Annotated in this window: 27 protein-coding genes; 24 read left to right on the top strand and 3 right to left on the bottom strand. The window is 40.0% G+C overall.

The annotated features are described in order from the left end of the window. Positions 1-3 precede the first annotated feature (3 nt). Positions 4-837 (bottom strand): ABC transporter permease, encoded by an 834-nt coding sequence (locus ACRRNK_RS11165; protein WP_433942829.1) that lies wholly within the window; start codon positions 835-837, stop codon positions 4-6. A gap of 14 nt (positions 838-851) precedes the next feature. Further along, entirely contained in the window at positions 852-1784 is a 933-nt protein-coding gene (locus ACRRNK_RS11160) for an ABC transporter ATP-binding protein (RefSeq protein WP_433942828.1), read from the bottom strand. A gap of 202 nt (positions 1785-1986) precedes the next feature. On the opposite strand from ACRRNK_RS11160, the gene ACRRNK_RS11155 reads away from it, so the two are divergent. The 7 genes from ACRRNK_RS11155 (at position 1987) to ACRRNK_RS11125 (ending at position 11562) form a co-directional block, all read left to right on the top strand. After that, complete coding sequence (locus ACRRNK_RS11155) at positions 1987-3156, top strand: sensor histidine kinase (RefSeq protein ID WP_433942827.1); 1170 nt, start codon at positions 1987-1989, stop codon at positions 3154-3156. 38 nt (positions 3157-3194) lie between these two features. Further along, positions 3195-3863, top strand: coding sequence for a response regulator transcription factor (locus tag ACRRNK_RS11150; RefSeq protein WP_433946869.1), 669 nt, complete (start codon positions 3195-3197; stop codon positions 3861-3863). A 264-nt stretch (positions 3864-4127) separates the two neighbouring features. Next, a complete protein-coding gene (locus tag ACRRNK_RS11145) occupies positions 4128-5630 on the top strand; it encodes a malate:quinone oxidoreductase (RefSeq protein ID WP_433942826.1) in 1503 nt (500 codons plus the stop codon). 417 nt (positions 5631-6047) lie between these two features. Further along, positions 6048-8645: a phosphoenolpyruvate synthase gene (gene ppsA / locus ACRRNK_RS11140; RefSeq protein ID WP_433942825.1), complete on the top strand. Its 2598-nt coding sequence runs from the start codon at positions 6048-6050 to the stop codon at positions 8643-8645. A 342-nt stretch (positions 8646-8987) separates the two neighbouring features. Next, positions 8988-10466, top strand: a complete 1479-nt coding sequence (gene abc-f, locus ACRRNK_RS11135; RefSeq protein WP_433942824.1) for a ribosomal protection-like ABC-F family protein — start codon at positions 8988-8990, stop codon at positions 10464-10466. Between the two features lie 169 nt (positions 10467-10635). After that, positions 10636-11070, top strand: coding sequence for a hypothetical protein (locus ACRRNK_RS11130; RefSeq protein ID WP_433942823.1), 435 nt, complete (start codon positions 10636-10638; stop codon positions 11068-11070). Between the two features lie 48 nt (positions 11071-11118). Next, complete coding sequence (locus ACRRNK_RS11125) at positions 11119-11562, top strand: helix-hairpin-helix domain-containing protein (protein WP_433942822.1); 444 nt, start codon at positions 11119-11121, stop codon at positions 11560-11562. 39 nt (positions 11563-11601) lie between these two features. Here ACRRNK_RS11125 and ACRRNK_RS11120 read toward each other — a convergent pair whose 3' ends face one another. Then, positions 11602-11985: a YmaF family protein gene (locus ACRRNK_RS11120; protein ID WP_433942821.1), complete on the bottom strand. Its 384-nt coding sequence runs from the start codon at positions 11983-11985 to the stop codon at positions 11602-11604. Positions 11986-12396: 411 nt separating this feature from the next. Between ACRRNK_RS11120 and ACRRNK_RS11115 the strand changes: the two genes are divergently transcribed. The 17 genes from ACRRNK_RS11115 (at position 12397) to ACRRNK_RS11035 (ending at position 25130) form a co-directional block, all read left to right on the top strand. After that, positions 12397-12975: a TetR-like C-terminal domain-containing protein gene (locus ACRRNK_RS11115; RefSeq protein WP_433942820.1), complete on the top strand. Its 579-nt coding sequence runs from the start codon at positions 12397-12399 to the stop codon at positions 12973-12975. A gap of 177 nt (positions 12976-13152) precedes the next feature. Continuing rightward, a complete protein-coding gene (locus ACRRNK_RS11110; RefSeq protein WP_433942819.1) occupies positions 13153-13476 on the top strand; it encodes a hypothetical protein in 324 nt (107 codons plus the stop codon). A gap of 129 nt (positions 13477-13605) precedes the next feature. Further along, positions 13606-14139 carry a DUF1572 family protein gene (locus ACRRNK_RS11105; RefSeq protein ID WP_433942818.1) on the top strand — a complete coding sequence of 178 codons (534 nt, stop codon included), beginning with the start codon at positions 13606-13608 and terminating at the stop codon, positions 14137-14139. Positions 14140-14209: 70 nt separating this feature from the next. After that, entirely contained in the window at positions 14210-14752 is a 543-nt protein-coding gene (locus ACRRNK_RS11100; RefSeq protein WP_433946868.1) for a GNAT family N-acetyltransferase, read from the top strand. 177 nt (positions 14753-14929) lie between these two features. Continuing rightward, positions 14930-15301: a hypothetical protein gene (locus tag ACRRNK_RS11095; RefSeq protein WP_433942817.1), complete on the top strand. Its 372-nt coding sequence runs from the start codon at positions 14930-14932 to the stop codon at positions 15299-15301. A 325-nt stretch (positions 15302-15626) separates the two neighbouring features. Beyond that, the gene (locus ACRRNK_RS11090) at positions 15627-16256 is read left to right on the top strand and encodes a DUF1643 domain-containing protein (RefSeq protein ID WP_433942816.1); all 630 of its coding nucleotides are present in this window, start codon (positions 15627-15629) and stop codon (positions 16254-16256) included. Positions 16257-16775: 519 nt separating this feature from the next. Further along, the gene (locus tag ACRRNK_RS11085) at positions 16776-17288 is read left to right on the top strand and encodes a hypothetical protein (protein ID WP_433942815.1); all 513 of its coding nucleotides are present in this window, start codon (positions 16776-16778) and stop codon (positions 17286-17288) included. 89 nt (positions 17289-17377) lie between these two features. Continuing rightward, positions 17378-17977: a hypothetical protein gene (locus ACRRNK_RS11080; RefSeq protein WP_433942814.1), complete on the top strand. Its 600-nt coding sequence runs from the start codon at positions 17378-17380 to the stop codon at positions 17975-17977. Positions 17978-18472: 495 nt separating this feature from the next. Continuing rightward, positions 18473-18943 carry a hypothetical protein gene (locus ACRRNK_RS11075; protein ID WP_433946979.1) on the top strand — a complete coding sequence of 157 codons (471 nt, stop codon included), beginning with the start codon at positions 18473-18475 and terminating at the stop codon, positions 18941-18943. Between the two features lie 242 nt (positions 18944-19185). Continuing rightward, entirely contained in the window at positions 19186-19500 is a 315-nt protein-coding gene (locus tag ACRRNK_RS11070) for a GrpB family protein (protein WP_433942813.1), read from the top strand. Next, positions 19497-19727 carry a GrpB family protein gene (locus tag ACRRNK_RS11065; protein WP_433942812.1) on the top strand — a complete coding sequence of 77 codons (231 nt, stop codon included), beginning with the start codon at positions 19497-19499 and terminating at the stop codon, positions 19725-19727. Before ACRRNK_RS11070 ends, ACRRNK_RS11065 begins: the two co-directional genes overlap by 4 nt. Before the next feature lie 243 nt (positions 19728-19970). Continuing rightward, entirely contained in the window at positions 19971-20342 is a 372-nt protein-coding gene (locus tag ACRRNK_RS11060; protein ID WP_433946867.1) for a cupin domain-containing protein, read from the top strand. 557 nt (positions 20343-20899) lie between these two features. Then, entirely contained in the window at positions 20900-21148 is a 249-nt protein-coding gene (locus ACRRNK_RS11055; protein ID WP_433946866.1) for a class I SAM-dependent methyltransferase, read from the top strand. 979 nt (positions 21149-22127) lie between these two features. Continuing rightward, a complete protein-coding gene (locus ACRRNK_RS11050; protein WP_433942811.1) occupies positions 22128-22541 on the top strand; it encodes a hypothetical protein in 414 nt (137 codons plus the stop codon). 234 nt (positions 22542-22775) lie between these two features. Next, the gene (locus tag ACRRNK_RS11045; protein WP_433942810.1) at positions 22776-23531 is read left to right on the top strand and encodes a hypothetical protein; all 756 of its coding nucleotides are present in this window, start codon (positions 22776-22778) and stop codon (positions 23529-23531) included. A gap of 214 nt (positions 23532-23745) precedes the next feature. Beyond that, a complete protein-coding gene (locus tag ACRRNK_RS11040; protein WP_433942809.1) occupies positions 23746-24252 on the top strand; it encodes an HIT family protein in 507 nt (168 codons plus the stop codon). A gap of 188 nt (positions 24253-24440) precedes the next feature. Continuing rightward, positions 24441-25130: a class I SAM-dependent methyltransferase gene (locus tag ACRRNK_RS11035; RefSeq protein WP_433942808.1), complete on the top strand. Its 690-nt coding sequence runs from the start codon at positions 24441-24443 to the stop codon at positions 25128-25130. Positions 25131-25158: the final 28 nt, after the last annotated feature.

The following is a 25158-nucleotide window of genomic DNA, read 5'->3' as shown; positions in this document are numbered from 1 at the left end:
CTCTCATCCCTCCTTTCTCTTACTTGCTGACCTGAGTGCTAAGACAAAAAACAGCACGGCTACAACCGTGAGGCTCAGCATGTCCCAAACGAAGCTAGACAAGCTCCCCCCTTGAAAAATATGCAGGTAAGCGTTAATAGCTTTCCCGTTCGGTGTCCATTCCTGAATTTTCTTTAATACGAGGGGGAACCCAGCCGTGTTAAAGAAGCTTCCTCCCAAGAAGCCAAGTCCGTATAACACAGGTGAGGTAAGGCTCGAAATTGCTGCATGATCTTTGGCCCAGAAACCGCAGCACAGTACAAGGGAGCCAATGGAAAGGCCATATATAAATGTAACCCCGAGTGCTTCTGAAATAGAACCCCAGTTCACTCTAAACACAAGCCAGCTGCACAGGATAACAATGATCATCTGAACAACAATGGCCAACGTAATTCCGAGAAGCTTGCCGATCACATATTGCCGTATTGCTGTAGGTGCCGATCGAATTCTATTCATGGTGTTATTAAGTTTGTCCCGCACCAGACTATGAGCAAGCTCGAAAGAGGTTAAGAAAGAGAAGAGGACTGTCATGGCCGCAGCTTCATATTGCATGGGACTGACGGATTGCTTCTCAGACGCAACCCATTTAATAGGAATATCCAAGCCGTTATCCATCCCGAGGTCCGCGTGGTAAGTGCTCTCTCCAGAGTTAGAGGAGGGAGATGACGATGATGGCCCGAAGATCGTACCCAAAATAAAAATCAAAGCTATTGGAAGTAAAATCAGCTTATAATAGAACACTTTAGATCGGGCTAAAAGTCTGATATCGAGTATCATAAAGCGAATCCATAGGTTCATAGAAAGTTCCTCCTCTAATCCCTGAGTGATTTGCCGGTCAACTGAAGGAACACTTGCTCAAGATTGACTTTTTCATACTGAAAAGAGGTCAGTTGGATTCCCAGATATCGAAGCTGGTCCAAAATTTCTATTACGTTACCTTCTTTGGGATCAACCAGCAGGCTCATCTCATTCTTGTCCATCGTTATTTTTGCGATTCCGGGTATCTGGGCTGCATCTTCCGTATACTCCTGACCAGTTGGCTGAAAAGCAAGCGTGAGAGTGTCCAAGGCTTCAGAACTTTTCTGCAGCTCTTCCTTAGTCCCATAGGCAATGAGCTTGCCATGATCCATTATGGCTACCCGGTCACATAAGTATTCGACTTCTTCCATGTAGTGGGTTGTATAAATTACAGTTGTTCCGAATTCTCGCTTCAGACCCTTGACGGTCTCTAGAATATGATTTCTGGATTGGGGATCAATGCCGACTGTAGGCTCATCCAGGATTAGCAGCTTTGGATTATGCATCAAGGCAATACCCATATTTATTCTTCTCTTCATCCCTCCAGAGAACTCCTGAATGCTTTGATGGCGCTTGTCATACAGACCCATGAGTTCAAGAACCTCCCGAGCCCTGTCTTTTAACACATTTCCGGACATACCGTACAGAGTACCGAAGAATTCCAGATTATCCATGGCACTTAGTGCTTCATATAAAGCCAGCTCTTGCGGCACAATGCCCATGATTCTCCGGACTTCGCATGAGGAAGGCTTTAGTAACTGCTGATCCACCCATATCTCGCCGCTGTCGGGTGCCAATATCGTCGATATTATAGAGACTGTGGTGGACTTTCCGGCTCCATTGGGACCGAGAAGACCTACGATTTCTCCCTGCCGCGCCTTTAAAGAGAGGCCATCAACTACGATCTTGTCGCTGTACTTTTTGGTTAAATCTATAAGCTCTAGCATAGTTTAATCCTCCGTATCTAATCGTTGTGGATTACACACTTATTGTATGAAGTGAGCTCATTCGCGCCAATTCACGAAAGTACTCAAATCAGATATATGACTTCGGGATATGTTACAGGGTGACTTTCGTTATCTATGTCGGCTGTGCAAAACATGGTAAAATAATACAACTGTCTATATAACTGAAGGACAAGGAGATTCTATGCTAAGGTTATTTGCATCTGTTAAGAATCGGGTGTACGTTTTTTTAACTTTTAAAGGGTTACTGTATTTGGATGTACTGAGCGATATGATGAACCAGAAGCATGCCATTTCCGGGCAAGCATGGCTCCTTCTTATCCTGTTTGGCTTGAACGACTTGGTACGTGCCAGCTGCTGGTTGATATCCCCGAATCGACACCGCCAATTTTTTTATTCCCTGGCTATCAGCATCCTACTATTGGCTGTCCTTCATTTTAGTGTTCCTTTTGGAAGCCTGCTTACCATGAGTCAGCTTACATTAATCGAGCTTTTGATTTTCAGTGAACGTCTGTCCTATCTACTGGTTGGTCTAAGCCTGGCGGCTTATATACTTTCGAATATGTCTATGGGTTTCTCCTACGTTCGAATGGTTAATGATTTCATTAATATTACAGGCTTCTTGGCTGTAGGAATGTTGTTTAGAACGATCATTCTGGAAAAGAATAAAACAGAAAGTCTATATAAGGATATTCAAAATGCCAACAACAAGTTGAAGTTATACTCGGCTACACACGAAGAGCTGACGATCGCCAAGGAACGAACAAGAATAGCGCAGGAACTACATGACTCCATCGGTCATTCCTTTGTTGCTTTGAGCATGAACCTTGAATTCGCTCATCAGACCATTGATTTGTATCCTGATAAAACCAAGGAAGTGCTTGGCAAAGCACTGGCCCTCTCAAAGGAAGGGATGGACCAGCTAAGGCAAGCCGTAGATACATTAAATCAAACTCTAACAGTAGGAAATTTGAGAGATTCGTTTAGGGAATTATTCTCCAATTTTGAGCAAACCACAAGGGTTCAATTTCATCTGGAACTTGATAATTCGATTGAAGGGGAGCACCCCAGCTTGAAAGAATGTCTTCTCAAAACTGCTCGGGAGGCAGTAACTAATGGAATCAGGCATGGCGGGGCAACTCTGTTCACGATTAAGGTACAAAAGTGTGTGGACGGGGTTAGAATGGATATCCATAATAACGGGAGAAGCGGCAGCCCTGTGGTGAAATCACATGGTTTATTGGGGATGGAGAGCAGAATTACGTCCCTCGGGGGCCATTTCGAATTATATTCAGAGGAAGGGTTCACTATTGTTGTACAACTGCCCTCTATTAATCAAATCCGGATAGATTGAAGTCTGAGAATAAGTAAAAAGGGGGGCGGGGTATTATGATTAAGGTCGTTATTGTGGATGACCAGGAAATTGTCAGAGAAGGTTTGAAGATGATTCTAAGTCTGCACAAGGAAATTCAAATTATCGGTGAGGCGTCAAACGGTCAAGAGTTACTAAACTGCCTGGTCGATTTGAGTCCAGAGGTGATCCTGATGGATATCCGGATGCCTGTCATGGATGGAATTACAGCCGCGGAGCTGGTTAAGAAGCAGTGCCCGGATACCAAAGTTATTATTTTAACTACTTTCAATGATTATGAGTATATTGTCAGGGGATTAAGGAGTGGTGTGGATGGCTATCTATTAAAAGATTCCGGTTCATTAGAGATCCTGAGCGCCATCAAAGCGGTTATGACGGGCAACGTGCTTCTGACCTCACGAGTAACAGAGACCATGATGGAATCCATACCCTCATCTACATTAGATGGGAACTCCACTGAAGATGGATATCCATCCAAGCTTAATAAGGCCCAATTAGCTCATCTTACTCCCCGTGAACTGGATGTTGCAAGGCACATCCTTTCTGGCAGCAGCAATAAAGGCATAGCAGATTCGTTATTTGTGACCGAAGGAACTATTAAAAATTATGTGTCCCGAATTCTAGAAAAGCTGGACTGCAAGAACAGAACGGAACTCGTTATACGCTTAGGACGTCTAGGGCCATTTTAGAAGATGAGTTTCGTATCTTCCGCCGCGAGCGTAATATTCACGGACATTCACGAATTTACATCTGGGCACATATATTATGCTAATGGAATGAATCCATACCTGAACAATTTGAAATAAGTTTTGAAATTTGTCTAATTCTAGTATCTTTTGACGAACTTCTCACTTTTTTACCGGATATAAATAGTTTATAATTATCAGATAATCGTAGATATGTTAATCTTAAAAATAAATATATTATACTATTAGCCTATAAGGATGGTTAAAATGAGCCACAGCGAAACTAAAACAGACGTCATCTTGATTGGTGCCGGAATCATGAGTGCTACTCTTGGTACACTTTTGAAGGAATTAATGCCGGACTGGAATATTAAAGTGTTTGAGAAGCTCGAAAAAGCTGGCGAAGAAAGCTCGAACGAGTGGAATAACGCAGGTACAGGACATGCTGCACTATGCGAGCTTAACTACACTGTCCAGAAGCCGGACGGATCGATTGATATCAGCAAAGCGATTAACATTAATGAACAGTTCCAGGTTTCGATGCAATTTTGGTCCTATCTTGTTAATCACAAACTGATCGATAATCCGCTTGACTTTATTATGCCACTGCCGCATATGAGTATGGTTCAAGGCCAGGATGATGTGGCTTTTTTGAAGAAAAGATTTGAAGCGCTGTCACAAAATCCGTTATTCCAAGGAATGGAGTTCTCTGAGGATCCAGCTAAGCTTAAGGAATGGATCCCGCTTATTATGGAGAACCGTCCAACAAATGACGTCATAGCAGCAACCAAAATTGACACGGGAACGGATGTTAACTTTGGTGCTTTAACGCGCATGCTATTTGACCACTTAAAGACTAAGAATGTGGATATAAAATACAAACACAGTGTTGATAATATCAAGCGCACCAGTGATGGCTCGTGGGAGCTCAAGGTGCGTAATTTGAATAGCGGTACTGCTGAACGCCATTCGGCAAAGTTTGTCTTTATTGGTGGCGGTGGCGGTAGCCTGCATTTATTGCAAAAAACCGGGATTCCTGAAGGGAAGCATATCGGCGGATTCCCTGTCAGCGGAATTTTCATGGTGTGCAACAATCCTGAAGTTATTCAGCAGCATCATGCCAAGGTATACGGCAAAGCAAAGGTTGGAGCACCGCCTATGTCTGTTCCGCATCTTGACACAAGGTATATTGATAACAAAAAATCGTTGTTATTTGGGCCATTTGCCGGCTTCTCACCAAGGTTCCTCAAGACGGGCTCATTATTTGATCTAATCACTTCCGTGAAACCGAATAATGTCTTGACGATGTTAGCGGCAGGGGTCAAAGAAATGTCATTAACCAAATACCTGATTCAGCAAGTGATGTTGTCGAAGGAACAGCGTATGGAGGAACTTCGTGAGTTTATTCCGACTGCTAAGAGCGAGGATTGGGATTTGGTAGTAGCTGGCCAGCGTGTTCAGGTTATCAAAGATACAGAAGCAGGCGGTAAAGGAACGCTTCAATTCGGTACAGAGGTTATTACTGCCGCAGACGGTTCGATCGCTGCGTTGCTAGGTGCTTCACCGGGCGCTTCTACAGCTGTTCACGTTATGCTTGAGGTCATTAATAAATGCTTCACGGAACAAATGAAAGATTGGGAAGCCAAGATCAAAGAGATGATTCCGTCTTATGGCCAATCACTTATGAATAACCCGGAGCTGCTGCACGAAATTCATACGACAACAGCAGAGTCACTTGGCCTGACCAAAAAAGAGCCAGTGTTCAGTTAGGATTAAATCCAGAATATAAACCTATCCACCAGTGTACAAATAGTCGCCAATATGGCGGCTTTTTTGTTGCAGGTGAAGGGACATGGGGATGCAGAAGGCAGAGAAGGGGGGGCCGATAGGCAAAATGTCTAGTGTATGTAACACTAATCTGGGTAACATGGCAGAGTTCAACTAGAACTAAGCCTTTTGTGTAATCTAACTTTGAGGTAAGAAGACATCAAAAAAAGAACCTGAATAATGATATCAGGTTCTCATATATTGCATGTTGCATGTAAATAGGCGTAATGTTATGATTAGATCGTGTCACAAATCATAAATAGACATAAATATCTTATCTTACATTTTAATCTTACCATGCCGGCAATCTCGTGTCAAATGTTTTTTTTTCTTAATTAAATGGTTAGGGGAGAGGTTTAAATGAGTTCTTTGGTTCTTGGATTTCAGGAGATGGGTACAACACATTTTATGCTTGTTGGCGGAAAAGGTTTCAATTTAGGTGAGTTATCCAAAATTGACGGAATACAAGTTCCAGAAGGTTTCTGTGTTACAACCGAGGGATATCAAAAGGCCATCGAACATAATGAAACGTATCTTGCCTTAGTGGATCAACTAACCAAACTAAAAGCAGAAGACCGTAATCAGATCGGCGAAATCAGCAAGGAAATTCGGCAAATTCTTATGGAGATTGAAATTCCTTCCGAGGTTGTGACAGCAGTAACTCACTATCTCGCCCAATATGGCGAGGAACACGCTTATGCGGTACGTTCAAGTGCGACTGCTGAAGATTTGCCCAACGCCTCTTTTGCCGGGCAGCAAGACACCTATTTAAATATCATCGGCGTCGATGCCATCTTGCAGCATATCAGTAAATGCTGGGCTTCCTTATTTACGGATCGTGCGGTCATTTACCGTATGCAAAATGGATTTGACCACAGACAGGTGTATGTATCCGTTATCGTTCAAAGAATGATCGACCCGGAGGCTTCAGGAATATTATTTACCGCTGACCCCATTAGTGGAAGCCGGAAGCTGCTGTCCATCGATGCCAGTTACGGACTTGGAGAAGCGTTGGTCTCAGGCCTCGTAACTGCAGATTGCTATAAAGTACAGGGCGGGGAAGTCGTCGATAAGAGGATAGCCGCCAAAAAGGTGGCTATTTATGGACGGAAAGAAGGTGGAACGGAGACCCGGCAGATTCATCCTGACCACCAAAATACACAAACCCTTACTGACCAACAAATATTAGAGCTGGCACGCATCGGAAGAAAGATCGAAGCTTATTTTGACTGCCCGCAAGATATCGAATGGTGCTTGGCTGACGATATCTTCTATATTGTCCAGAGCCGGCCAATTACGACTTTATATCCGATTCCTGAAGCGAATGATCAAGACAATCATGTCTATGTATCTGTCGGGCATCAGCAAATGATGACCGATCCGATCAAACCGCTTGGATTGTCTTTTTATTTGTTAATAACGCCTGCGCCTATGCGCACAGCCGGTGGAAGGTTATTTGTTGATGTTACACCAATGCTGGCTTCGCCGGTTAGGAGAGAAACGTTCTTAAATACTTTGGGGCAATCCGACCCGCTCATTAAAGACGCGTTCATGACCATAATTGAGCGAGGAGATTTTATCAAACCGATCCCGGATGATAACAAAGGACCGAGCAGGCCGGCTGCAGGTGGTCAAGATCAAATCGAAAATGATCCAAGAATTGTTACCGATTTGATAAAACGCAGTCAGACTTCGATTGAAGAGTTAAAACAAAACATCCGAACGAAGTCCGGCTCCGATTTGTTTGATTTTATTCGGGAAGACATTCAGGAGTTAAAGAAAATCTTATTTGACCCGCGAAGTACGGCTGTGTTCATGGCTGCCATGAACGCTTCAGCATGGATCAATGAGAAAATGATGGAGTGGTTAGGTGAAAAAAACGCAGCGGATACGCTTTCTCAATCCGTTCCCAATAATATTACGTCGGAAATGGGTCTGGCGCTCATGGATGTCGCCGATGTGATTCGCCCTTATCCCGAAGTCATTAATTATTTACGACATGTAAATGATGATGATTGCTTTTTGGATGAACTGCTTAAGTTAGATGGTGGACAGGAGACAAAGGACGCGATCACTTCTTTTCTGGATAAGTACGGAATGCGATGTGCCGGAGAAATCGATATCACTCGAACACGTTGGAGCGAGAAACCAACTACTCTTGTCCCGTTGATTCTGGGTAACCTAAAAATCTTTGAGGCTAATGAAAGCCAACGAAAATTTGAGCAGGGGCGGCAGGAAGCTTTAGAGAAAGAACAGGAATTATTGGACCGATTGAAGCAATTACCGGATGGCGAGCAAAAAGCAATAGAAACAAAACGAATGATCGATCTTGTCCGGAACTTCATTGGTTATCGGGAATATCCCAAATACGGATATATTAGTCGCTACTTTGTGTATAAGCAGGCTTTACTGAAAGAAGCTGAACAGCTCGTAAAAGCGGGCGTTATTCATGATGAAGCAGATGCCTACTATCTTAATTTTGAAGAGCTTCACGATGTTGTACGCACGAATGAACTGGACTATTCCATCATCAGCCAACGAAAAGACGAGTACAAACGATTTGAGAAACTAACTCCACCGCGTGTGATCACGTCTGATGGCGAAATCATTACCGGGGCATACAAACGAGAAAACTTGCCTGCTAATGCGCTTGTAGGGATACCTGTTTCTTCTGGTGTAATTGAAGGGAGAGCGCGAGTTATTTTAAACATGGAAAATGCCGATCTGGAGGATGGAGATATATTAGTCACTTCCTTTACTGACCCTGGCTGGACACCCTTATTTGTATCCATCAAAGGCTTAATTACTGAAGTCGGTGGACTGATGACCCATGGTGCTGTGATCGCGCGTGAATACGGTATACCCGCAGTTGTTGGCGTGGATAATGCCACCAAACTTATAAAAGATGGACAGCGGATTCGGGTGCATGGAACGGAAGGGTATGTGGAAATATTGTAGTGGTACAAAACGAGTTAAAAGTAAACTTTCCACTCGTGTGTGTTGAAACGCAAGGTTTGGTTATGATACGATGCTCTTAGATTAACAAAAGGAGTTGAAGAGGATAATGTAATTTTCTCTCGCTGATCATGAACATGATAAAACCTAAATTTGCGGTATGCCTTAGCGGCCATCGCTTTGTTTTATCATGGATTAGCAGGATTAAAGTTACTTATTCTTTTCACTCAAACGGATAGGCACTGGTCCAGCTCCGAAGGAGCCTGAATTTGCCATATATTTATTTGAGCTGCGAGAAAAGTAACTTTTCTTGTAGCTTTTTTATTTGCAAAGGAGGACCACTCTATGTCATTAATCCAGGTCAAACATTTAACATTCGCTTATGACGGCAGTTACGATAATATTTTTGAAGATGCGAGCTTTAACATAGATACGGTCTGGAAGCTGGGATTCACGGGGAGGAACGGCCGGGGGAAGACGACACTGCTCAATTTATTGATGGGCAAATATGAGTATCAGGGAACGATCTCCGCCCAGGTGCAGTTTGAATACTTTCCTTTCGGCGTCCAGAACATGGAGCAGAACACATTGGATGTGGTTGAGGAGATTTATCCGGACTATGTTCACTGGGAGCTAATGAGAGAGCTCTCTTTGCTCCAGGTCTCCGACGATGTCTTATACCGCCCGTTCGACTCGTTATCTCAAGGAGAGCAGACGAAGATCATGCTGGCTGCGCTGTTCCTGAAGGAAAACCAGTTCTTGTTAATAGACGAGCCGACCAACCACCTGGATATGGAAGCAAGGGAACTGGTGAGCCAGTATTTAAATACGAAGAGCGGCTTTATTCTGGTATCACACGACCGGGCGTTCCTGGACAATTGCGTGGACCATATTCTGTCCATTAACAAGACGGATATTGAAATTCAGAAAGGGAATTTCTCGGAATGGTGGGAACAGAAAGAACGACAGGATCAATACGAGCTCGCGGAAAATGAAAAGCTGAAGAAAGACATTAAACGTCTAGCTGGGGCGGCTGAACGTACTAACAGCTGGTCACATGAAGTAGAGAAGACTAAGAACGGCACGCGCAATTCCGGATCCAAGGTTGACAAAGGATATGTTGGCCATAAGGCGGCCAAGATGATGAAACGCTCCAAAAATCTTGAGAACCGGCAGCATGCTGCGATGGAGGAAAAATCGTCACTTTTGAAAAATATTGAAACCTCTGAGAATCTTAAGCTGTCACAACTGTCATATCACAAAAGCCAGATTGCAGAGCTGAGCCATGTAACGATCAGTTATGGAGACAAAATGGTATGCTCAGATGTGAATTTTACGATCGAAAGAGGCGACCGGATCGCACTTTCCGGCAGGAATGGCTCAGGCAAATCAAGTATTCTAAAGCTGTTCATCGGCGAGGATATTCCATATTCGGGAGAAGTCAGGATTGGTAATCAACTGAAAATATCGTACGTATCTCAGGATACCTCGCATTTACAGGGAACGCTGACTGATTATGCAAGAGAGCAGGGGATAGATGAAAGTCTATTCAAAGCGATACTTCGTAAGCTGGACTTCTCCCGTATCCAATTTGAGAAAGACATCTCCTTCTACAGCGGGGGACAAAAGAAGAAAGTGCTTATTGCCAAAAGCCTCTGCGAGGAAGCTCATCTGCATATTTGGGATGAACCACTTAACTTTATCGATGTCATCTCTCGTATGCAAATTGAGCAGCTGCTCATGGAACACAATGTGACGATGGTGTTTGTTGAACATGACCGTGAATTTTGCAACCATGTGGCAACGAAGATCGTGAAATTGTAAACAGCTGATTGCAGTGCTGGGGGCTTTCGACTCACGGTCCCCAGTTGTATAATTATGGAATATGAACCTGGTGAAAGTTTAACCATTCAGCTGTATTTGTACGTTAAGTGAGAAATCCCAAAGAACGTGAGGAGAATTTTAGTGGGAGCTCAAACGCGGGGGTGGTTTGGTGAGAAAATTAATGCTATTCATGATCTCTTCTTTACTATTATCGGTTCTTATGATTGCCGGATGTACTAAGACTCAACCGATAAATGATCCAGCCAAAGATGGTTTGGTTACAGACTCAATTAACTTTGGGATTGGAGGGGATTTAAATAAAACTGTCGTCTCCTATAATTTCATTCTTTGGAATAAAACCAAAAATACAGTTGTAGTGAGATCGGTTGAACCTATTTTATCGGCTGATTTAAGTAATCGAATCCAAAACACTGGACTCTTGAATCAAATAAACAAGTCACTTAACGGTGGCTCAACCATGGCGATTTCTGGCTCGTTTAGTTTTGATACTCATGGTCTTGATAAACAGGGGGTTGAAAAACTGAATATCGACTTAAGAAAATTTCGAGTAATAACGGAACAGGAAGTAGGAATGTTGCCATAAATTAAGAGACATAAGTAACTTGAATAAGAGAGGCGGTGGGGTTTTTTAGTGAAAAATAGCAAGACACCTAAACTAGATTTGACCATGCCCGAGAGGGCGGCTTTAAGGAATAACAAAATAAAAATAAATGAAATTGTTGATTATTCAACAACCCAATTAAGTTCCATGCTAAGCATTTCAGACCAAAGAGCAATGGAGCTAAAAGCATTAACAGAGTTTCAGAGTATTCCGTCGATTGGACCAAAGTTTGCAAAGGATCTAATTCTATTAGGGTATCATTCGCTAGATGATTTAATAGGCAAAGACGGAGCATTATTAATTGAGAATCTTGAGAAATTATACGGGGTCCCGATTGATCCCTGTGTAGAAGACCAGTTTAGATTAGTAGTACATTATGCAAGTAATCGAAATAGCAACAAACAATGGTGGGATTTTACTGAAGAGAGAAAGAAATATAGAGAACAATATGGGTACCCCGATAGACAGGTTTAAATAACATCTAATATCAATGGCAAACAATGCCTCGTTAAGTTAATCTGCTTCTTTACTTGTACTTCCATTGTAGGCATGTTTATGTGGGTACTGTCCATTTACGGTGGTATATCCCTCAAAGTAATGATAGTGTCCACCCGTTGGCAGCGGGATTGCCGGGCCAGTAGTTCCGCTAATTAAATGTGCATGCCCATCATTAAAAGACGTCTCCGTTCTATAATTGTGAACGTGCTGAACTCCTGAAGGAGCAGGTTCTGTCATGCCTGCGTAATAGTGGTTATGTCCTGCATCAAAAGAGGTGTGCCCAGAAAAATGATGTGTATGCACAGGGCGGCCATCCCAGGAAGTAATATACAGTCTATGGGAGTGGGAGGAATCTGAATCATTGGGATGAACAATGAAGCCTGTAATCGGTATTTCCATTTCAATCTTCCTTTCCTTATAAAATGCTTCTTTAGAGTTTATGCACAGTAATTGAATTGGTTCTGAGAACTACTTCTTTACCGCAAAAACTGACCAATTATAGAGGGTCAGTTTTTTATTATGTTGATAAGCATTTTTGAACCCAATTAACGTAAGAGGGAGCTATTTCTACTATGGGTTAGGTAACGACAACCCGATCAGCATCAAGCTTTAAAACGAAGACAACTACCTATGAAATAGGTAGTTGTCTTGTTGTTTTTAGGCCTCTTAGGCAGGCGTTTTTTTAAAGATTTGACTTTCATTTCCATATTTTTCTAGACTTAATTTACAATGTGTTAGATAATTTACACATTATAAATTACCACAGCACATTAAAATGTAAATTTCATGATGTGTAAAGGAGTAATTATCATGAGTTATAGTAAACCTCGAACAGATCCAAGGGTTATTCGTACACGACAATTGCTTAAAGATGCCTTTGTTGATTTGCTGCAAGAGACGGAGATTGAGAAAATATCAGTCAATCGAATCGCAGAGCGCGCCACAATTAACCGTGTTACCTTTTATCTGCATTATCGCGATATTCCAGATATGCTGGAAAAAATGTCGGAAGAAATGATCGAAGATATTCAGCTTGCACTAAGCCGCACGCCTGTGAAGCCAAGTTCGGTGGAGGGGAACGATTCGCTTGTCCTGGTAAGTCTCCTTGAACATATCGCTGAACATGCTAAATTCTACAAGGTTGTTCTGGCTTCGAGACGCACTCCAGTCTTCACAGAACGTCTGCTCAATATGTTATCCGAGACTGTCGCATTAAGGTTAGAGAATGACTCCTTAATCTCCAAGGCCGGTATTCAAAAAGATATCGCGAAATGGTATGGTTCCTCAGCATTGATTGGTACGATTGTCTCCTGGCTTCGAAATGACATGCCATATACGCCGCATTATTTAGCCGAGCAGTTCGCTTTGTTAAGGAATCAGAATGCTTAATGAATCGGCCATTCCAATATTGTTGGCAGAATTCGCAGGAGGCGAGGCGGATTAGATTAGCTAATGGAGAAGGGATAATGCAAGGAAGCGGAGAATATACAGAGTGTGTAATTGTATATTTCTGTATATTCAGATGTTATTTAGAATTTAAATATTGAGCTCGCTAGGAGAGTGAAGATGAGAAAGCTGAATACCTTAACTCGTCTACTAATTCCATCAGTTACAGTGAGTGCCATGGTATTATCGGCACCTTCCGCAACTGCCGCCCCAGGAAAAGCCACACAGAATCAACAGGTCTTACAGCAAACTTCATTGGTTATTGACCAGCAATCTAAGGAATTAAATGTCCCACCTATCCTGATTAAGGATAATCTATTGCTTCCGGCTAAATCCTTTTTTGATCTCGTTGGAGTCGATGTCACACTAGAGAAAGATAAATTGACTGCATCCAATGGGAATGTGCGGGTTGAAGGAAAATTAAACTCTTTAAAAGCAGTTTAGACCAGATGTCTGATCAGGTGTGTTATTAATAAGGAGAAATCGGTATCAGCCCTATCGATTAGAAGCTTAAGCACTGTCTGGTTAACTCAAGATTGACTGTTTTTGAGATATCAATTTGGAGGGACCATCATGGTAGAACTAGTTAAGGATGTTATGGAAGATATGAATAAGCAGCTTGATCGTATCGAGCGAAGCCTTCATCTGCTTAATGATGAACTTATTTGGATGAGAATGAAAGATTCTATGAATAGCATCGGCAATCTATGCCTTCATTTGGCGGGAAACGAATACCAGAATGTTGTGAGCGCTATTGGAGGCAGACCGTTCATACGGGAGCGATCTCGTGAATTTACTACAAGTGGGGGAATATCAAAGGATGAGCTGATTAGTCTACTGCGCAAAACTCGATCCGAGTCGGAAAGTGTATTATTTGCTTTGACAGATGATGATCTATTACGGAAAGTAACGATCCGCTATGAACTGGAGGATTGGAGGCGTATGCACCGAATTGATTCTCCTGTCCATGAAGCCTGCGATACAAGATTGATTGGCCAGCTTCTAGTTCAGGTCTCCGCACACTACGGGTACCATGCGGGACAGATCGTAGTACTCACCAAAATGTTACGAGAGACTAGTGAGAATATAACCGGTCAATACCACTAACTCAAGTAAATAAAACTTCTAATATAGTCAATAATTGTGAGTATTAAATATGCAGGGAATGATGTTTTTAATGATCAGACTTGAGCAGTTCGAACGTGCCGACTTTGCGCAGCTTATTGAATGGATTGATACACCAAAGTTCTTATTTCAATGGAGTGGTCAAACCTTTAGTTTTCCATTAACTGAGCAACAACTGGATAACTACATCAAAAGCTCTCATACCAATCCTGCTCAGGCTCATATTTATAGAGTGGTACTTGAAGAAACTAATGAGGTAATTGGGCATATCAATTTACAAATGGATTGGATCAATAAATCTGCAAGGATAGGTAAGGTCCTGGTTGGAAACAGAAGCTTAACAGGACAAGGCATAGGGCAATTGATGCTTAAAAAGGTTTTAACAATTGCTTTCGAAGAGTTGAAATTACACAGAGCTAGCCTCGGTGTACTAGAGTTCAATTATGCTGCAATGGCATGTTATGAGAAGGTAGGGTTTGTTCGAGAAGGACTAATCCGTGAGGCACGAAACATGGATAACACATTCTGGGGAGTGTGGGAGATGAGTATGTTGGAGAAGGAATGGTTGGAAAGTAAAGAGCGAGAGTTAACGTAGGGGAGCCGTGACCTGAATCGGGGAGACTTTGTTCAAATAGGAAGAGGATGCCCTATACGGTAAGCAAGTGGTATAGATACATACTGAAGCAGGATTTACTGCGACGTGTGTCGTAGATTTAATGTTAGGCGAAATTACAGTAATACGAATAATACATATCCTTAGGAGGTATCTAAAATGTTTGACAAAAGTCAAATAGATAACGAGCTTGAATATCAAGTGATTAGACAAAATCTATACAATAGATTACTTGAATTAGAGTATTCTCCTTACTTTCAAGTTGACAATGACCAAATTGAATTACCCAATTCAGGGGGAGTTTGTGTTTGTTATAAACAAGCAACTGGTGAAGCAATAGTGGCATATACTAATAACTTATTTAGAAGATACAAAGAATTACTTCAAGAAACACGGACAATGAATACCACGCACTTTTGTTATGCATTAATTAATGATCATACAGCAAGAATCATGTTCAGACATAATTTAAAAAGCATGTTTGTCTTTGCAAATTGGGATAAAAATAATATCATACCTGACATTAAATAATGAATTTAAAAGAGAAGGTTCTCAAGTATTTCAATGAGGTCTGTAACTTCGCCTAACACCGTATTTACGCATCGCAGCCTTACGGCTGCTCGTTCCGCCCGAGGCATTTCGAGGAAGCGGATTCAGGCGGACACATCTACGAGGCTAAGTGGCTGCGCCACCCGGACCTGGCCGATCCTAATCGGATCGACCTTTGGAATCCTTAAGCCTCTCGACGTCGTGAATACACATACGTTATAGGAAATCAGCGCAAATAGGGTTATATCAAAGCAAATTAAGATAAAAATAGATCAAGTTCATATTAACATTGATGAGGGGATTTGATTTGTGGTTTATTCAGGTGGCAAATAGCAATGAATTGCCAATTAAAACTGGAATCCATGCAAGTATATTAGGAAATGCGGTGTTTAATTCAAGCGGTTCGCGGCGCTATTTTTTAGAAAAGCGCTGGGCACAAGGTGGAAATGTACTTACAGCTATTATGATGAATCCTAGCAATGCAGCACATGATATATCTGATAAGACGGTTGATCAGTTGATCAAAGTTGCAAGAGTTCAAGGTTGTCATGCGCTATATGTTGTGAACGTTTCAAGTATCATTGATGGTTCGAGTAGTAATTTAAATACCAAACAGTTTGATTTTGATCCTGTCAATTGGACATTTATCAATGGAGCCATCTCAGAAGCAAATTTTGTCTTCATTGGATGGGGACTTAAAGGACATAAAGGAATTCTAAAGCAACAAAATAGCAATCCCTTATTAGTAGGTACTTTTAAAAATGCATTAAATAGAACATATTGCTATGAGGTATTAAAATCGTCGGACAAGAATTATGTAAAGAGGCCCATGTATTATGTACCCCATCCACGACCCTTATTTGAGCAAGAGAAGTACTCTGATGTAGCAATACGTAAGTTAAGTGAGATTGAGTTCACATGTTTATTTGTCAGGTGATTCAATCTAATGATTTCGACCAGGAACGTTTAGGGGATTTGATAGTAGTTCAATGAAGGCGCTGACATTCTATAACACCATATTCACACGTCGCATCCTTACGGCTGCTCGGTCCGGCAGGAGTCCGATGTGGAATCGATGAGGGATTTCAGTAAGCGGGGAAGAGGAATCATCCGGACACATCCGCACCGACTAAGCGCATCGCGCCCGGCCACTCCGTGGCCTTAAGTCGGTGGGACGTCGTGAATACAAGAACGTTAGGTGAAATTGCCGAAGTGCTGATATTGGAGGTAATTCATGAAGTTTACATCAATACATAAGAAGACCAGAGGCATGAAGAAATAAGTACGAAAGCTCGCCTCATGGGCGGAGTATCATAAGCAACTGGATATCGAGTCTTTACTCAAACATCGTAAGGAATATGTGAAGATATGGATTAAACCTTTCTATAATCTATATCAAATTAACTCCAACAAAATCGGAAAGAAGAATCCTTCCTATAAATTTAGAAGACAAGTTTTGTATCAATTGATTGAGATATACTTAGCTTGGCAAGAGAAACTTGAACAATTGAATCAACCATATTACTTGAAGATATGGCTGGCTGATCCAGAGTTCATGGATTCACAAATAGTTGCTGCACTAGGAACTGAAATCGATTACTACAATAATTTATTTATGCAAAACGAAGAACCCAGAGATTTTCCAATTGATATTCGACATCCATCAATAGGTAAGTTTGTCTGGGAAAGATGCGTAAATGGATATTACGTTTTGGAAAGTGATTTAGAAACAGAGAAAGATATTAATGAAGTCCGTAAAAAGGCAATAAGAACAAATGAAACAATGATTGAAGGAAGAATTGAACGGTCTTATTTTATGAATACAGGAGACATTTGGATAGGGAGTATTTCGAAGAAGCGGCAACATCACCTAACATTATATTCACGCGGCGGGCCGACTGGAGTCGTCCCTTGGTCCGCCCGAGGTATTTCGAGAAGTAAAATCAGGCGGACCACCCTGCGAACCTAACCGCGTCGCGGCCGCCCCCGTTGGGGGCGTAAGGTTCTCTGGTTCGTGAATACGGGAACGTTATCGGAAATAATTGGGGAGAGAAAAAAATGAAACCACATTTCTCGGAATTCACATTTGGATTTGCGTTAACAAATGAAATTGTTAAGAAGGTTAGTTCATCAATTGGTACTGCTCCCATATTTCCTTCACTTTATGATGAGGGAAAGAATGGGGGAGGTTTTGATGTGAATGTTGAAATAAAGGGAAAACCAGTTTTTTATCAATTCAAATTGAGCCATTATATGAAAAGAAGAAATGCGAGTGAAAGATATTTGTTTAATGGTCCATATTACAGGTTTGAACTAATGGCTTTACGGCATTCTGATCAACACAATTTGTTGTTAGACCTAGAGGGACTTGGAAATTTGGTTTTTTATTGTGCTCCAAAGTTCTATGAATCAAGTGAACTAAATAAATGCTTTGTTTCTAGCACAGTAACTTCTAATACTATTTTCGTTAGACCAAGTAAAATTGGCAACCTACCAGATGATGAATACCATTCAGTATGTTTTGAACTTGGAAATCCAAATGTTTACTTTTGTTCAGAGCCTGTGAAGATTGAAACAGATAATTTTATGGATTCTATTGGTCAAATTATACAGGATGGTGACATAATTAATTCGCAGTACTTAGATAGTCTTGAGTAGAAGTTGATTGAAAGTGCAGTGAACCAGTTGGGTGATTCGAAATCCTCGATTATTTATCGGGGATTGATTAAAGATGTAAAAAATCCAATTAAACGTATTGCTTTATTATCAAGAACTTTTTTTAATTGCGATTTTATGATAATTGGGAAAGAACCCAACATAAATGATAGAGTGGAAATCCAAATGAAGAGGGATCAATAAGTTTATTAAGTAAGCCAATTACGTCAGATAACACCATATTCACGCGGCGGGCCTGGCGGCCCTTGGTCTGCAGATGGTTATCGAGGAAGCAGAGTCAGCAGACAACCCTGCATCTTAGAGCATGCGTGGGCTGATATATCTCACGATAGAAACTATAAGTTTAATGGGGTTCTACCCCCAGAAAACGATATTCAAAGGAGATTTTCTTTAGCTGCTGCTACTCTTGAATTAGTTGATCGGGAATTCGATTCACTAGCTAAAGAAATTAGTCAATATGAAAAACAAGTTGAACAAATGACGGTCAGATCAGAACTGGATATTGATATTAATACAACTTCTTTAAATAATTTTTTATCTCATGTGTTTAAAGACTATATTGAATCTAATCAGTTAGAACCTGATTTTAAAAAGTCTGACAAAAAAATAATTGGAGAACTTAATTCATTCGGATTAAAAACTCTTTCAGACTTGAATAATCTCATAACTAAACATGAACTTGGATTATATGTAGAACAGTCCCAAAATTTTATCGGATTATTAAGAAATATCATGTTAATTATCGATTCTGAGAAATACTTTAAGAGGGCATGGAAAAAGAACTGGAATTGGATGGAAACAAGTTATGTAAAGTTCTTAAAAACTAAAATTCCTAATATAGAACAAATATTAGAGAAATATAAAGTTGATTTAGTGGATGATGACGGCCTTTTAATAAGTTTTGGTGAAGATGATGAATACAATGAAGATGATGAGGAAATTGCTTGATAAGCACAAGAGTGTGGCTTTTTTTGTAGGAGCAATCAAGTAGACATTTACTTCGGCTAACACCGTAATCACGCTACAGAGCTATCGCCCTTCGGTTGTCAGATGTATAATCATGGAAGAAGCTCAGACAACAAATGACCCAGCCTAAGATAAGTGCTATCTAAGGCTGGGCCGTTTCGTGAATACAAGAACGTTATCGGAAATCTTCGTAAAGCTATACTTGTTGTGTGGGGGTATCTACAATGAGTTCAAAACCTGTGATTATAGAAAAATATAATGACGATTGGCCTTTAAAGTTTTTAGAATTACAGGAAATATTGAGAGAACACCTAGATGATCTGGCCTTATCTATTGAACATGTCGGGAGCACCTCTGTTCCAGGCCTTGCGTCAAAGCCAATTATCGATCTTGATATCGTAATAGATTCAATGGAATTACTTCCACAGGTAATAAAGAAATTGAACAATCTAGGTTACATTCACGAAGGAGATTTAGGAATTGAGAACAGAGAGGCATTTGCAAGAACGGATGACAGTGTTCCCTATACCAAAAAATGAATCAAAAAGCAGAACATAATCTTTATGTTTGTAATAAAGAAAGTGATGCTTTATTAAAGCATATTACTTTTAGAGATATCTTAAGAAAACAACCTCAATTAATTGAAACTTATGCAACTCTAAAGAAAGAACTCGCAGAAAGATATAAACATAACCGGGAAGACTATACCAAAGGAAAAACTGAATTTGTAATAGCGGTTATGAATGAATGCAAGAATATTTTGTAAGTAACTCAAGAAGACGAAGACAACCGATAACACCGTATTCACGCATCGGGGCTATTGCCCCTCGGTTTACCGATGTATAACCAAGGAAGTAGCTCAGACAACAAACGCCCAGCCTAAGATAAGAGAGCTATCTAAGGCTAGGTCGTTTCGTGAATACAAAAACGTTATATTATTCACCGAAATATAATAAAAATTATTCTAAAACCATTGAAATTTTTATAAATCTTAAACTATGTAGGTGATCTGATGATTAGCAAGAAAAATGTACAACATTATATATGGGGAGATAATTGTGATGGATGGCGCTTAATCGATGAAGAAGACAGATGTATTATACATGAACGAATGCCTGTTGGCGCGAGCGAAGTAAGGCATTTTCATAGTAAAGCAAAACAGTTTTTCTTTATTTTATCTGGGACAATGACAATTGAGTTGGATGGAACAGTATACAACTTAGAAGAACATGAAGGAATTGAAGTAAAGCCTATATTACCACTTCAAGTGTATAACAAGTCGTATAGGGATTTAGAATTCCTTGTGATTTCTCAACCAAATACAAGAAACGACAGGGAATTAGTAGAGAGTAATTTTGAAGGTAACTCAAAGAAGTGGTGAAGTCATATAACACCGTATTTTTCACGCAGCGGCTTACCCCCTTGTTCCGGACCGAGGCATTTCGGGGAAGTAAAAGTCAGCCAGACAACCCTGCAAGGCTAAGTCCTGCCGGACCCAGTCGCTCCGCTCCTTTAAGCCCCTCGGGTTCGTGAATACAAGAACGTTATTCAACAGAACTTTAAGGAGCATTTATGAAACACAAAAGTCACAAAGATATAGAAAAAACTAAAATAAAACATTTTGTACCACCGAGATTTCTATCAACAGTACCAAAAACTTGGCCAGAAAAATGTACGATAATTGTTTTTAAGTGTGGAAGAAAGGACGGAGGTTGCTTTACAATCGAATCGGAAAACTTACCTGTTGGTCGCTTAGGTCGGTGGGACGTCGTGAATACGGAAACGTTAGACGACATTACTTAGAATGGAGGTTATTATGAAAACCTTAAAGGAATATTGGAATCATTCATTTCAAAGACCAAACCTGAAGCCCACCTATGATAATTGGCTTGATAAATATTCTAAAGAATTAAATAAAACTAATGAAACTAATATACGATTATTGATTTAGGATGTGGAATAGGGAACAACAGCCTTTATTTATCAGAGAGAGGGTTTAAGCCAATTGCATGTGATATTTCTGAGGAAGCATTGAGAAAACTTAAGGAATCAATTCCTGATTGTAACACACTTTGCTTTGACATGAGTGAGGGGTTACCCTTTGAAAAAGGATCAATAGACATACTAATCGCGGATCTCAGTCTGCATTACTTTGATGAAGATACAACCCATAAAATACATTCATAACACGTTAGATACGAAAGGGCTATTGTTGTGTAGAATAAACTCTACAAAAGAAATAGTAAATAAAGGTGAAGTTCAACAAAGCCAGGACAAGTATTTATACAAGAATGAAGGAATTAATAGAAGATTCTTTAATCAGAGTGAGATAGAGCGTTTTTTCAGCAAAGATAAGTGGGAGTACATATACATAGAGGAGTATGAGCCTTTAAGGTACCAGAATAAGAAGGTCATGTGGGAAATCGCTCTTAAGCCAAGAAAGGCCGTCTAACATTATATTCACGCATCGGACCATTCGGCCCTTGGTCCGGTAGAAGATAGAAGCGGATTCGTTGAGGCATTTCAGCTGCTGGAAGCGAATTCAGCCGGACACATCCGCATCGACTAACCGCATCGTGGTCGGCTACTGGCGGAGCCTTAATTCGGTGGGACGTCGTGTATATGAGAACGTTAGGTGAAATTGACTGAAAGGCAGGAGAAAATAAATTAGAAAAACGCAGCCACTAATGAGTTTGATAGGATTAGCTCTTTGCGCAACAACAATTGTAATCCATTTGTCTTATAGAGTTAATAGAATAACAGATCTAGGAGTAGGCATGTTTCTGAATGCTTTTAAAGGCTTATAAGAATACAAAGTTAAATTTTGATGGAATAGACAAAGAAAAATTTATAAATGAATTAAAAAGATATAAAAGTAAATTTTCTATAAATATCAGTTATTTGGTCATAGTAATATGTCAATTAGTGTACGTAATTTATAATTGGGATGAAGTAAATATATAACAATAACAATTCTGGAAGAAAATCAGCTAACACCGTATTCATGCAGCTGGACTACCGCCTTTTGGTGGTCAGCTGTATAATCATGGTAGAAGCTCAGACCACAATCAACCCAGCCTAAGATAAGAGCAATCTAAGGCTGGGTTGTTTCGTAAATACAAGAACGTTAACTGAATTACTACGAAATAATGAAAGGATTACAATAATGAAAGAGGATAAGAGTAAAGCTAAAAAAACGCTTCAGTTATTACTGTTTTTTTCTCTGTTAATGATCTTCAATGCATCGATACAATTATTTATAAATGTACTACAGGAAAGGCCTAACTGGCTTATTCTATTGCTATTGATACCAATTTCTATATTTATTTTTATCGCAATTATTATTTCGTTGGATCTAGCAAAACAAGATTATATTTCAGTATTAGGAAGACTAAATTCGAGAAAAGGCAATTTGATTAAAATAAGTACTATAAATGGAGAACGCAAGAAGTTTAGGGTGAATAATAATCAAATGAAGAACATAGATGAAAATATAGATATTGAGTTGCATTATTACAAGAGAACGAAAGCAGTGATAAATATAGAGAATGTTAAAAGATCAGATCGTTTTGATGGCTAACTCATTGAAGTGTATGGTACATCAGATAACATCATATTCACGCATCGGGGCGTTAGCTCCATACGCCTGTGAGGGTTCGTGAATACAAAGACCTTATAGGAACTCAACAAACATCATCAAATCCTATTCATTCTATAAAGCATTTCCTCATAGCGTTTGTTTTTAGCTAATGGAAATGTGTGTGTAATAAATTCTATGTATATTTATAAATCTACAAATGGGAGATGCATAAACATGAATGTTTTAGATAATTTTCCAGAACCGATTAAGTTGAAGAAACTTATGGAAATCCATGCTTTATTAAATATAGTTCTATGTAGGGATGAATGGATTCGTTACCATAGTTTTTTTCCAGAGTGGAAGGACAAGACTTCGATGGCCAAGATCGATAATGGAGCAGGTGATCATTTATTTATCTTATTTGCACCTCAGGGAACCATTATAAAAGGTTTTGATCACGAGTCTAAATTAAGTCCGTATGCGCGAGATGAACATGAGATATGGCCAGGAATATATGAAAGAGTTCCTAAGGAATTATTCGGATTACTTGAGGATGAAGCAATAAATAATGAGGATGTTACTTTCTGTATATGGCGTAAAAATTGTGATCTTTGGTGGCAAAAGGGGAAGGTAGAGATTCCAGATGGAGAAGAGGATGGTTCAAATTTCTTGTTAGGTACAATTTATCAAACGCCAGAGGATTTTGTAGAATTCGCGAAAGATTACTTTGACTTAACGCCTTCATGCTTATTTGAGGTTTACGAAATGGACGATAATTTTAGCTCGCAATTCACTCACGAGGGACACTTGGCGTTCTCTGAAGAAGTTAGAACTATTAGAGTATTACGAGTAATTTATGGGGAACTAACTAAGTTGAAGAGCCTTGGATTAGAGGATTTCAAGAAGAAATGGGGCTATGATTTTCCGTTGGAGCATTACTATAGAATGTCTGAGGCAATTGCGAATTTAAGGAATCTTAAGTCAGATTAAATGTAAAGCGACCTTCGTATACCACCGAATTCACGCATAGGGCATAAACCCTCGTTGCGACGAGGGTAATCGAAAAAGGGATCAAACTGACACCCCCTCACGACCTAACCCTATCGAGATCGCCTATTCGGGGCTTAATTTAGTGAAGCGTTGTGAGTACAACAACTTTTGATGAAATTGTGAAGCGATTCCAAATAAAAGCGTGAGGTTCTAAATGACAAGACAAATTACATTAGCTGATGGAGGGTCAGTAGAAGTTGATTGTCTAAGCTGCGCCTTAACAAGCGGTTTGATTGCACCAACTGGTGGAGTGATTTATGAATCGAGCAACTTTAATGTCCATCAAGATGTAGCATATCCAATTAGAGGGTTAGTCATATTAGCTTCAAAGAGACACTTTTACTGTATGGATGAATTAACAAGTGAAGAGCAGTTTGAGTATATTTCGTTGATACATAAAATAAGAAATGAACAAAGAATTCGTTTGGGCATAGATAAGGTCTATTATTTTTATAATGAAGACACAACTCATCACTTTCATTTGTGGATGGTGCCGAGGTATGAATGGATGAAGAAATTCGGGAATTCAGTTGAATCATTAAGACCTGTATTACTTCATGCGAGAAAGCATATGAACACAGAAGACAACATGGAGATCGTATTTGATGGAATAAATCAATTAAAGGAAGGAATGAAGGACTTTGTAATTAATGCAAAGTAGCTTCATTAACACATATTCACGCAACAGGGCTATCGTCCTTCGGTTGCCAGATGTATAATGATGGAAGTGACGCTGACAACAAATGACCCAGCCTAAGATAAGCTATCTAAGGCTGGGTTCTTTTTTTAATACAAGCATGTTAGCTGAAATCATGTGCTAGCACAATAAATGATTGGAGGAGATATTTTATGGCAAGTCATAAAGAGATTTATAATGACCAATCCTTTTTATACGAAGAAATGATTAATCGTCAACCTGATTTAACGGAAGTAATTAAAGAAATAAAGCCTTTTAAAGGGCTTGATGTATTGGATCTGGGAGCAGGTTCTGGAAGGCTTTCTAGTTTTATTGCTCCAGAAGCTAAATCAATATTATGTACTGATATATCGAGGTCAATGTTGGATCTTTTGAATGAAAAATTAAAGAACAATAACACTAATCCTAATTGGACTACATTAGTAGCCGATCATCGAGAACTTCCAATTGAAGATTCATCTGTTGATCTTGTGATTTCTGGATGGAGTATAAGCTATTTAGCTAATTCCGGTAATGTGGATGGCAATAAGAACCTTGAGATTATTTTAAAAGAAATTGCAAGAGTTTTGAGGCCGAATGGATCAATTATTATTTTGGAAACTCTAGGTACAGGAACAGAAACCCCAAATCCACCGGAATTCTTGAAGGAATACTATTCACTTCTTGAAAATAAACATAAATTCTCGCATCGATGGATCCGTACAGATTATAAATTTTCTAACACAATGGAAGCGAAGAAGAACACAGAGTTTTTCTTTGGGCCTGATCTTGCAAGAAAAATAGATGAGAACCAATGGTCAACGGTTCCAGAATGTGCGGGGATATGGTGGAAGCATATGTGAGTGATCAAAGGTAACATATTTCAAGAGG

It is taken from the genome of Paenibacillus sp. SN-8-1 (genome assembly GCF_050995535.1).
Taxonomy (GTDB): Bacteria; Bacillota; Bacilli; order Paenibacillales; family Paenibacillaceae; genus Fontibacillus.
Note: the sequence above shows the minus strand (reverse complement) of the source record. Positions and strands in the feature narration are given on the sequence as shown.

Coding starts and splice junctions, on each gene's coding strand:
- ACRRNK_RS11095 (WP_433942817.1), top strand. CDS start 14,930: ATGTTTGACAAAAGTCAAATAGATAACGAGCTTGAATATCAAGTGATT.
- ACRRNK_RS11165 (WP_433942829.1), bottom strand. CDS start 837: ATGAACCTATGGATTCGCTTTATGATACTCGATATCAGACTTTTAGCC.
- ACRRNK_RS11035 (WP_433942808.1), top strand. CDS start 24,441: ATGGCAAGTCATAAAGAGATTTATAATGACCAATCCTTTTTATACGAA.
- ACRRNK_RS11160 (WP_433942828.1), bottom strand. CDS start 1,784: ATGCTAGAGCTTATAGATTTAACCAAAAAGTACAGCGACAAGATCGTA.
- ACRRNK_RS11050 (WP_433942811.1), top strand. CDS start 22,128: ATGAAAGAGGATAAGAGTAAAGCTAAAAAAACGCTTCAGTTATTACTG.
- ACRRNK_RS11155 (WP_433942827.1), top strand. CDS start 1,987: ATGCTAAGGTTATTTGCATCTGTTAAGAATCGGGTGTACGTTTTTTTA.
- abc-f (WP_433942824.1), top strand. CDS start 8,988: ATGTCATTAATCCAGGTCAAACATTTAACATTCGCTTATGACGGCAGT.
- ACRRNK_RS11145 (WP_433942826.1), top strand. CDS start 4,128: ATGAGCCACAGCGAAACTAAAACAGACGTCATCTTGATTGGTGCCGGA.
- ACRRNK_RS11120 (WP_433942821.1), bottom strand. CDS start 11,985: ATGGAAATACCGATTACAGGCTTCATTGTTCATCCCAATGATTCAGAT.
- ACRRNK_RS11115 (WP_433942820.1), top strand. CDS start 12,397: ATGAGTTATAGTAAACCTCGAACAGATCCAAGGGTTATTCGTACACGA.
- ACRRNK_RS11075 (WP_433946979.1), top strand. CDS start 18,473: ATGACGGTCAGATCAGAACTGGATATTGATATTAATACAACTTCTTTA.
- ACRRNK_RS11070 (WP_433942813.1), top strand. CDS start 19,186: ATGAGTTCAAAACCTGTGATTATAGAAAAATATAATGACGATTGGCCT.
- ACRRNK_RS11045 (WP_433942810.1), top strand. CDS start 22,776: ATGAATGTTTTAGATAATTTTCCAGAACCGATTAAGTTGAAGAAACTT.
- ACRRNK_RS11105 (WP_433942818.1), top strand. CDS start 13,606: ATGGTAGAACTAGTTAAGGATGTTATGGAAGATATGAATAAGCAGCTT.
- ACRRNK_RS11110 (WP_433942819.1), top strand. CDS start 13,153: ATGAGAAAGCTGAATACCTTAACTCGTCTACTAATTCCATCAGTTACA.
- ACRRNK_RS11065 (WP_433942812.1), top strand. CDS start 19,497: ATGAATCAAAAAGCAGAACATAATCTTTATGTTTGTAATAAAGAAAGT.
- ACRRNK_RS11080 (WP_433942814.1), top strand. CDS start 17,378: ATGAAACCACATTTCTCGGAATTCACATTTGGATTTGCGTTAACAAAT.
- ACRRNK_RS11100 (WP_433946868.1), top strand. CDS start 14,210: ATGATCAGACTTGAGCAGTTCGAACGTGCCGACTTTGCGCAGCTTATT.
- ppsA (WP_433942825.1), top strand. CDS start 6,048: ATGAGTTCTTTGGTTCTTGGATTTCAGGAGATGGGTACAACACATTTT.
- ACRRNK_RS11040 (WP_433942809.1), top strand. CDS start 23,746: ATGACAAGACAAATTACATTAGCTGATGGAGGGTCAGTAGAAGTTGAT.